The sequence below is a fragment of the Sinorhizobium sp. BJ1 genome (genome assembly GCF_002531555.1).
In the GTDB taxonomy this organism is placed as follows: Bacteria; Pseudomonadota; Alphaproteobacteria; order Rhizobiales; family Rhizobiaceae; genus Sinorhizobium; species Sinorhizobium fredii_B.
The window spans coordinates 1-1,865 of sequence record NZ_NWTH01000099.1; the positions used below are offsets into that span (position 1 = coordinate 1).

General features: G+C 65.8%; 2 protein-coding genes. Both read left to right on the plus strand.

What is annotated here, in order from left to right:
* The first annotated feature begins 293 nt into the window (after positions 1–293).
* Positions 294–647, plus strand: coding sequence for a hypothetical protein (locus tag CO676_RS34195; RefSeq protein WP_097524302.1), 354 nt, complete (start codon positions 294–296; stop codon positions 645–647).
* A gap of 98 nt (positions 648–745) precedes the next feature.
* Positions 746–1,865 (plus strand): multicopper oxidase family protein (locus CO676_RS34200; RefSeq protein ID WP_097524303.1); only part of this gene is annotated, 1,120 nt, incomplete at its 3' end.

A 1,865-nucleotide genomic window follows, 5' to 3' on the forward strand; every position in this document is an offset into this window, starting at 1 on the left:
CCTGCGCCACGACAGCTTGCGGCAATCAATGGCACGTTGAAAAGGGGTAAGGCCGAATGAAGGGAGGATGCCATGATGGACGACATGATGGGCGGCGGCATGATGTGGGGCATGGGAGGCATCGGCATCGTCGCGTTTCTCATGATCGTGCTCGTGATCGCGGCCCTGATCAAATACGTGTTCTTCCGCTGAGACGTCCGCTCGCGTCGCGTCACGCAATGTTGACGCGCTGGGTCTCCTCTGGGGCGCATCATGGCTTGTATTCCCGGAGGTTCGGCGCGATTCTCTCCGCTATGAAACGCTGGTCTGTCCGACAGCTTGGCCTCTTGCTCCTCGCGACCTTCGTTGCCGCGGGGATGGGCCTGTCGGTCGCCCAGGCGAGCGGCATGACTGCGAAGATGGCGACTATGTCCGAGATGGCCATGTCGGACCAGGGCGACTGTCAGGATTGTCCCGACCAGCCCGGCGGCTTGAAGGCGATGGCCTGCGGCAACGTCTGCGCCGCCCCCGCCGTCGCGCCGCTCCCGGCGGCGGTGCTCGTTCCGGCTGGGCAGAAGCCCGCTTCCGTGGCTGCTCGCCATCGCCAGCTCACTGCCAGTGCCTGGCCACCCGATCCCGATCCACCACGAACCTGCGACATCGGCTGATTTCCGGCTGTCGCGGCCAGCGACACAGCCGGATGAACGAACGCGTGTGCATTGACGCCCATGCGTTCCGTCATCGACGATGATCGGAAGGATCGAATGTGAATAGCGAATCCAATTGCCTTGTGTCGCGCCGGGGTCTGCTGCAGGCCGGCGCGGGTCTGCTGGCGAGTGCGTTGGTACCGTTCCCGGCGCGGTCCGCGCCGTCCGACGGTTACCGCATCGTCGCCGCGCCCGCCCGCGCACGACTTGCCGGGCCGGATCGGCCGGAAACGGATGTCTGGACATACAATGGGATGGTGCCCGGCCCGCCGGTGCGCCTTCGCCAGGGCGAGCCCGCGCGTCTGGTTGTCGAGAACCGGTTGGACCAGGAGACGACCGTCCACTGGCACGGTATCAGGCTTCCCAACGCCATGGACGGGGTGCCCGGACTGACCCAGCCCCTGATCAAGCCCGGAGGGAGCTTCGTCTATGAATTCACGCCACCGGACGCTGGAACCTTCTGGTATCACCCGCATGCCAACAGCCTCGAGCAGCTCGGCCGCGGTCTCGCCGGAGCGGTCATCGTCGAGGAGCGCGAACCCGTCGCCGTCGATCGTGACGTCCTCTGGCTCCTTTCCGACTGGCGGTTGACGGACAGAGGCGCGATCGCATCGCGCTTTGGCAACCGGATGGAGGCGGCGATGTCCGGACGCATCGGCAATACGGTGACGCTCAACGGCCGGGTCTCCGAAGCGGAGCCCTTCCGGACTGGCGAGCGCGTCCGCCTGCGCCTCGTCAATGCGTCGCTCGCCCGGATCATGGCGCTTCGGTTTGAAGGGCATCGACCGATAGTCGTCGCGATCGACGGCCAGCCCTGCGATCCGCACGAACCCGAAGACGGCCGAATCCTTGTCGGCCCGGCGATGCGCGTCGATCTCGTCCTCGACCTCGAGGGCGAGCCGGGCCGGCGCTACGATGTCGTCGACGACTTCTACGACGGCCTATCCTACCGGCTGACGCAGATTGCTTACGATAGCCGGCCGCCGATCCGCGCGCACGTTTTCGACGCGCTTGTCGTACTGCCCGGCAATCCCTTGCCGGAGCCGAACCTCGCATCGGCCGAGCGCCACACGCTGACGCTCCAGGGCGGCATGATGAGCATGGGCGGAATGTCCGGCATGGGTGGAGGCTGTGTGAAAACTCCCGCGCATGATAGCCTACCTCGAGTTGAGCGGGAGA

Bases quoted from the DNA above. Each gene is read 5' to 3' on its own strand.
- CO676_RS34195 (WP_097524302.1), top strand. From the start codon at position 294: ATGAAACGCTGGTCTGTCCGACAGCTTGGCCTCTTGCTCCTCGCGACC.